Source organism: Actinomadura darangshiensis (assembly GCF_004349235.1).
Taxonomy (GTDB): Bacteria; Actinomycetota; Actinomycetes; order Streptosporangiales; family Streptosporangiaceae; genus Spirillospora; species Spirillospora darangshiensis.
Genome location: NZ_SMKY01000396.1, coordinates 1 through 6792, shown reverse-complemented (window position 1 = coordinate 6792; position 6792 = coordinate 1). Strand labels below are relative to the sequence as shown.

The 6792-nt window shown below is 71.1% G+C and carries 7 protein-coding genes; 4 read left to right on the top strand and 3 right to left on the bottom strand.

Features of this window, described 5'->3' with window-relative positions; translation table 11 throughout:
* On the top strand, nt 1-196 hold a 196-nt coding region (locus tag E1293_RS48195; protein WP_165978666.1), incomplete at its 5' end, for a hypothetical protein.
* Here the strand turns inward: E1293_RS48195 and E1293_RS42650 are convergent.
* Complete coding sequence (locus tag E1293_RS42650; protein ID WP_132205149.1) at nt 174-1013, bottom strand: STAS domain-containing protein; 840 nt, start codon at nt 1011-1013, stop codon at nt 174-176. The genes E1293_RS48195 and E1293_RS42650 overlap by 23 nt on opposite strands.
* A 3-nt stretch (nt 1014-1016) precedes the next feature.
* On the bottom strand, nt 1017-1346 hold the full coding sequence (locus E1293_RS42645; RefSeq protein ID WP_132205147.1) for a hypothetical protein: 330 nt from the start codon (nt 1344-1346) through the stop codon (nt 1017-1019).
* A 497-nt stretch (nt 1347-1843) separates the two neighbouring features.
* On the opposite strand from E1293_RS42645, the gene treS reads away from it, so the two are divergent.
* Together treS and E1293_RS42635 are read left to right on the top strand one after the other, a co-directional pair.
* Nucleotides 1844-3697 (top strand): maltose alpha-D-glucosyltransferase, encoded by a 1854-nt coding sequence (treS, locus tag E1293_RS42640; protein WP_243717412.1) that lies wholly within the window; start codon nt 1844-1846, stop codon nt 3695-3697.
* A 2-nt stretch (nt 3698-3699) separates the two neighbouring features.
* The gene (locus E1293_RS42635; RefSeq protein WP_132205145.1) at nt 3700-5163 is read left to right on the top strand and encodes a maltokinase N-terminal cap-like domain-containing protein; all 1464 of its coding nucleotides are present in this window, start codon (nt 3700-3702) and stop codon (nt 5161-5163) included.
* Nucleotides 5164-5181: 18 nt separating this feature from the next.
* On the opposite strand, the gene E1293_RS42630 is transcribed toward E1293_RS42635, so the two are convergent.
* The gene (locus tag E1293_RS42630; protein WP_132205143.1) at nt 5182-5940 is read right to left on the bottom strand and encodes a GntR family transcriptional regulator; all 759 of its coding nucleotides are present in this window, start codon (nt 5938-5940) and stop codon (nt 5182-5184) included.
* A 202-nt stretch (nt 5941-6142) separates the two neighbouring features.
* Between E1293_RS42630 and E1293_RS42625 the strand changes: the two genes are divergently transcribed.
* The gene (locus tag E1293_RS42625; RefSeq protein ID WP_132205141.1) at nt 6143-6361 is read left to right on the top strand and encodes a hypothetical protein; all 219 of its coding nucleotides are present in this window, start codon (nt 6143-6145) and stop codon (nt 6359-6361) included.
* Nucleotides 6362-6792: the final 431 nt, after the last annotated feature.

The window sequence follows — 6792 nt, the reverse complement described above, 5'->3', positions numbered from 1 at the left end:
CGGCCTCCCCGACAACCCCACCCACACCTTCGACGTCACCGACGAACTCGACGGCGCCACCTACACCTGGACCCAAGCCAACTACGTCCGCCTCGACCCGCGCGAAAGGCCCGCGCACATCCTCACGATCCAGCAGGACGGAGGACGTGCGCGGGCCGGCAGGAGCCGCGGGGTCAGGCGGGCTCGGCGCCGCTGAGCAGCCGGTCCTCGATGGACCGGCAGCCGGTGAACACCGAGCCGAGCCCTTCCCGGTCGACGATCTCGCGGAGCTTGCCGGGCAGCGCCGGCAGCGCCAGGCAGCCGCCCTCGGCGGCGACGCGCCAGCGGATGCCGAGCAGGATCGGCAGCGGGTCGCAGCGGACGCCGAGCCGGTCGTGCATCCGCACCATCAGGTGCCGCAGGTTCCCCTCGACGAGCGTGGTGAGCGTCTCCCCGAGCCGCGGCACGGTCACCTCGTCCAGCACGCCGGACAGGTGCACGACGGTGTGGTCGCCGTCGGCGGCCGCCGTCGTGGTGATCATCAGCTCGGACGGGGCGGGCGGCGTCGGGGTGAGCCCGGCGTCCCCCGGGTGCAGGGCGCGGATCGCGTCGAGCACGTGCGTGGTGTCGACCTCCCCGGCCGTCCCGTCCGGGAGGGGCGCCGCCGTCGCCGACGCGACGTCCGCGAACACCGGGACGAGCTGCGCCAGCCCGGTGAGGTGCAGTGCCCGCCGCACGTGCGCGGACAGGGCGGGCACCACGGCCCGCAGCGGGCAGCCGGTCAGCTGCGCCCGCGTCTCGGCGCGGGCCAGCAGGACCAGGCCGGCGGCGTCCAGCAGGACCGCGTCACCGAAGTCGACGACGACTCCGCCGCGTCCCGTCCCGCGCTGTCCCGCGCAGGCGAGGGACAGCGCCCTGCTCACCCCCTCCCGGATCCCCGCGTAGTTCTGCCAGCTGATCTGCGCGGGCAGGCCGAGCACGGTGAACCCTCGCCGGGTCTCGATGCTCAGGCCCGGCACGGTCGTGTCCTTCATCTGTCACATCCCGATCGGGGTTCGAGCGGCCGCGTGGACGGGCCGGGACGGAGCGGGCCGGGTTCGCGCGGGCCGCAGGGCGGGCTGGAAGCCGGGCGGTCTGGACCCCGGCCGCTCGTCCGGATAGGGCGGGCGGCCGCCGCGCACGACGCCCGTCAGCCGGGACGCCGCGAGGCGTTCGATGGTCCGCTCCTCGGGCCGCACCCCGAGATGGGTGCAGCAGCACCACAGGTCGTCCACGCAGCGGCGCACCCGCTCCACCGGAATGTCGGCGAAGCGTACGCGCAGCCGCGCCACGAGGTCATCGCGCGTCGGCACGACCGATGGCGACATCTCCCAGCGCTCCACTGTCCCTCCGATCGCTTTTGGACGGACGCATTCCGTCCGAAAGTGAGCAGAACCCGCCAGCACGGCGGGTTCTGGGCTTGGAAACGACCTACCCGGGGGTTGCGACAGAAAAAGCGACGAACCTAAAAACCCGGACATGACACAACCGCCATGCGGCAAGTGATAGCGGTGCCCGGCGCCAGTGAACGGGCCGTGAATCACCAGGTTTTTTGCGCCGCTTTCCCGTGCGATACCCGGCGGCGACTGCCCGATGACCTTCGCGGCGGCGCGGTACCCGGCGGAACGGAGGCCCCGGCACCCGGCGATCTACTCCGGGCAGAGGTGCGGATCGTGCGGCGGGACGGGGGCGTCCGACGGCGAAGCGGGTCGCCTGACTACAGAGCGTACTGAAATTTTTACGGATGGTTGCCTGTCGCGAACGTCCCCGGACCCCGTCGAGGGAATTGCTGATCTAGATGTCTCCAACACACCCGGGGTGACCCATGCACGGACAGCCGAAGAACTACACCCGCAGCACGTCCGCCGAGGTCACCGCGCCGGAGGCGGACGCAGGCCCGCCGGAGGAGGCCACCGCCGCGCCGTGCCCGGGACCGGCCGCGGGCCCCGTCCCCGACCCGTTCGACGAGGAGACCCCGCGCACGCCGCACTGGTTCAAGACGGCGGTGTTCTACGAGGTGTCGGTCCGCGGTTTCGCCGACTCCAACGGCGACGGCTACGGCGACCTGCGCGGCCTCATCTCCAAACTCGACCACCTGCAATGGCTCGGCGTCGACTGCCTGTGGCTGCTGCCCATCTACCAGTCACCACTCAAAGACGGCGGCTACGACATCGCGAACTACACCAGCATCCTGCCGGACTTCGGGGAACTCGGAGACTTCGTCGAACTCATCGAGCAGGCCCATGCGCGCGGTATCCGGGTGATCGCGGATCTGGTGATGAACCACACCTCCGACCAGCACCCCTGGTTCCAAGCCTCACGCACCGACCCCGACGGGCCGTTCGGCGACTTCTACATGTGGGCCGACGACGACACCGGCTACCCCGACGCCCGCATCATCTTCATCGACACCGAATCCTCCAACTGGACCTACGACCCCGTCCGCGGCCAGTACTACTGGCACCGCTTCTTCACCCACCAACCCGACCTCAACTACGACAACCCCGCCGTCCAGGACGCCATGCTGGAGAACCTGCGCTTCTGGCTCGACCTGGGCATCGACGGCTTCCGCCTCGACGCCGTCCCCTACCTGTACGCCCGCGAAGGCACCAACTGCGAAAACCTCCCCGAAACCCACACCTACCTCAAACGCGTCCGCGCCGAAGTCGACCGCCTCTACCCCGACCGCGTCCTACTCGCCGAAGCCAACCAATGGCCAGGCGACGTCGTCGAATACTTCGGCGACCCCGCCGCCGGCGGCGACGAATGCCACATGGCCTTCCACTTCCCCGTCATGCCCCGCATCTTCATGGCCGTCCGCCGCGAACAGCGCTACCCCATCTCCGAAATCATGGCCCAAACCCCCAAAATCCCCGAATCCTGCCAATGGGGCATCTTCCTGCGCAACCACGACGAACTCACCCTGGAGATGGTCACCGACGAAGAACGCGACTACATGTACACCGAATACGCCAAAGACCCCCGCATGAAAGCCAACATCGGCATCCGCCGCCGCCTCGCCCCCCTCCTGGACAACGACCGCAACCAACTCGAACTCTTCACCGCCCTCCTGCTCTCCCTCCCCGGCTCACCCGTCCTGTACTACGGCGACGAAATCGGCATGGGCGACAACATCTGGCTCGGCGACCGCGACGCCGTCCGCACCCCCATGCAATGGACACCCGACCGCAACGCCGGCTTCTCCCACTGCGACCCCGCCCGCCTCTACCTCCCCGTCATCATGGACCCCATCTACGGCTACCAAGCCGTCAACGTCGAAGCCCAGACCAACAACCCCGGATCACTCCTGCACTGGACCCGCAAAATGATCGAAATCCGCCAACGCCACCCCGTCTTCGGCGTCGGCACCTACGTCGAACTCTCCGCCTCCAACCCCTCCGTCCTCGCCTTCACCCGCGAGATCAACGGCGGGGACACCAATCAATGGGGCGGCATGGACACCATCCTGTGCGTGAACAACCTGTCGCGCTTTCCACAGCCGGTGGAACTGGATCTGCGGCGTTTCCGGGGCTCCGCGCCGATCGAATGCATGGGCGGCGTCCAGTTCCCTGCGATAGGCGAACTGTCCTATCTGCTGACCCTTCCCGGGCACGGCTTCTACTGGTTCCTGCTCCCGCCGCCGCCCGAGGACACCGAGCCTGGAGAAGGAGTGGTGTAGCCGTGCCGCCGCCCGCACCGCCGTCAGAAAACTCGCTCGTCCGGCTCCTGGCCGGCTGGCTGCCCCGGCAGCGGTGGTTCGGCGGCAAGGACGGCCCCATCGACGACCTGTCCATCGGCACCATCACCGAGCTGCTCCCCGGCGAGCCCGGGATGCACCACCTGATCCTCGACGTCCGGCAGAACGGCGAGACCGACCAGTACCAGGTCCTCCTCGGCGTCCGCCGCGACCTCCCCGAGCGGCTGGAGGGCGCCGCGATCGGGCGGCTCGACGTCCGCGAGCACGGCGTCATCGGGTCCGTCTACGACGCCGCGCACGACCCCGAGCTGACCCGCCCGCTGCTCGCCCACATGGCCGACGAGCGGGTCGTCGGCCCGCTGGTCTTCCACCGCGCGCCCGGCACCGGTATCCGCACCGACCTGGACGGCTCGCCGAACACGGCCGAGCAGAGCAACACCTCGCTGGTCTTCGGCGACGCCTACATCTGCAAGCTGTTCCGCCGCCTGTCCCCCGGCGTCAGCCCCGACCTGGAGGTCAATCTCGCGCTCTCCCGGGCGGGCTGCGAGCACGTCCCGGCCGTCCACGGCTGGATCGAGCTGGACACAAGTGGAGCCGGCGGCGAAACAGGCGGCGGCGGGGCGGACGAGCCGGTCACGCTCGCGCTGCTGTCGGAGTTCCTGCGCACCGGGACCGACGGCTGGCAGCTCGCGCTCACCAGCGTCCGCGACTGGTTCGGGCAGCCGTGCCACCCCGGTCCGGCACCCGAGCTCACCGCGGACGACGCCGGGGACGCCGGCGGCGACTTCGCGGCCGAGGCCGAGCGGCTCGGCGCGGCGACCGCCGAGGTGCACCGCGACCTCGCCGCCGCGTTCGGCGTCACGCGGGCGCCGCCCGAGCTGCTGCGCGAGATCGTCTTCGCGATGAACGAGCAGCTCGACCAGGTCAGCGCGGCCGTCCCGGAACTGCGCCCGCACGCGCACGCGATCCGCGCGGTGTTCGACGAGGTCGCGGCGGGCGCGGCGGCGCTGCCGTTCCAGCGCGTCCACGGCGACTACCACCTCGGCCAAGTGCTGCGCACCGACGCCGGCTGGACGCTGCTGGACTTCGAGGGCGAGCCCGCCCGGACGCCCGCCGAGCGCCGCGCTCCCGCGCACCCGCTGCGGGACGTCGCCGGGATGCTCCGCTCGTTCGAGTACGCGGCGCGGTTCCTGCTGGCCCGGGACGGCGACCTGCCGCCGCACACGGCCGATGCGCTGGAGCTGCGCGCCCGGGCGTGGGCCGACCGGAACCGGGCGGCGTTCTGCGCGGGCTACGCGGCGGCCGGCGGGCCCGACCCGGCCGCGCACGCGGCGCTGACGCGGGCGTTCGAGTTCGACAAGGCGGTCTACGAGATCCGCTACGAGGCGCGGAACCGGCCGTCGTGGCTGCCGGTCCCGCTGCGGTCCCTGGCCCGGCTCACCGGCTGACCCGGGGCCGGCCGGGCCTCACAGGTCGATGGAGTAGTCGAGGACGACGCGGTCGGCGGGCAGCACGATGTCGCGGCAGACCTCCATGACGACCGCGTGCGACAGCATCCGGCGGGTGATGGCGAGGACCGGCACCCCGCCCGTCATGCGGAGCGCCTCGGCCTCCTCGGGCGTCGGCATCCGGGACCGGACGGACTCCTCGACGCGGGTCGGCGGATGCCCGAGGTAGGCCAGCTGCGCGAGCGTCCCGCCGGGCCACGGCTCGCGCGCGGGGTCGGCGACGGGCGTGTCGCCGACGACGTCCCACGGCAGGTAGTTGACGGAGATCTGCTGCGGCTCGCCGCGCGCGTAGAAGACGAACCGGCGGCGCAGCAGCTCGGTGCCGGTCGGCCGTTCGAACAGCGCGCCCAGCTCGTCGTCGGCGCGGACCCGGGTGAACTCCTTGTCGAGCCGGTAGTCCTGCCAGGTGATCTTCTGGTCGCGGGTGAACGTGGTCTCGGGAACCGCCATGGGCCGGGTCACCGCGCGGTAGCGGTCCATCGCCACCCGGCGCGCGGGCGGCACGACCCGCACGAGCGTGCCGCCGCCGCGGCGGGTCTCGACGAGCCCCTCCTGGCGCAGCAGCGCGATGGCCTGCCGGACGACGATCTCCGAGACGTCGTGCGCGTCGCACAGGTCCGCGATGGTCGGCAGCCGCGTTCCCTGCGGAAGGCTGCCGTCCCGGATCCCGTCGCGCAGCGTGTCGGCGATGCGCAGGTAGGCGGGACGGTCCGGCACCGGCGTCACCTCCCTTCTGGCGGCCCCACCCCGTTCGGAACCGTTCGACGGGGCGTTCGATCCTGCTTCGCCCCTCCCACTCATCCATACCTTCCGCGCGCTATCCGCGGGGGCATGGTCCGCTTACGGACAGCTTGACACCTCTCGGACCGAGTAAGACTTTTGTATACAGAAGAGCCGCCTCGGGGAAGGGACGACCTTGATGGGCGACTTCGACGATCTGAAGGCGGCCATCGAGGGGGAGTATCCGGGCTGGCAGGTGTGGCGCAGCGACGCGGGACGCTGGTACGCGACCCGCAGCGGCGACCTCACCGACGCCCAGCTACAGGCGGGATGTGCGATGACCGTGGCCGCGGACGACCCGGAGGGCCTCCGCGGGCTGCTCGCGGAGCAGGCGCGCGGGGAGCGTGGAGACCGGTGAGAGGACCGCATGGGGAACGGCGCGGCCCGGTCCGCGAGCGGGGGCGGACCGGGCCGGGGCGCTCCGATACGGCAGGTACTTGTGTCGCTGAAGTGACACAGGAGTGGAGCCCAGGGGGGCGGGGTCGGTGTCACCCCTGGGGCGAGGAAGACGTGGCCGCACGGACGGCGCATTCGGACGCGACCCCAACGACGAAGAGTCGTGTCGCCCGTGCGGCCGCAACACCGTCCTCCAGCCCCCACCCGCCATCGTGATCGTCAAGCTCGTGGAAACAGGTGGGCGAGGCATGTGAGACCGTCGCCTCAGGGGGCACCTTCATTGGGTAAAGGACTCAGTGACGGGAGGCCATGACGTCATGGCACGGGTGACGCGCGCGGAGATCGACCGGCTCGTCGGCGGCGACCACCACGATCCGCACGGCGTCCTCGGGG

Bases quoted from the DNA above. Each gene is read 5' to 3' on its own strand.
- E1293_RS42645 (WP_132205147.1), bottom strand. From the start codon at position 1,346: ATGTCGCCATCGGTCGTGCCGACGCGCGATGACCTCGTGGCGCGGCTG.
- E1293_RS42625 (WP_132205141.1), top strand. From the start codon at position 6,143: ATGGGCGACTTCGACGATCTGAAGGCGGCCATCGAGGGGGAGTATCCG.
- treS (WP_243717412.1), top strand. From the start codon at position 1,844: ATGCACGGACAGCCGAAGAACTACACCCGCAGCACGTCCGCCGAGGTC.
- E1293_RS42650 (WP_132205149.1), bottom strand. From the start codon at position 1,013: ATGAAGGACACGACCGTGCCGGGCCTGAGCATCGAGACCCGGCGAGGG.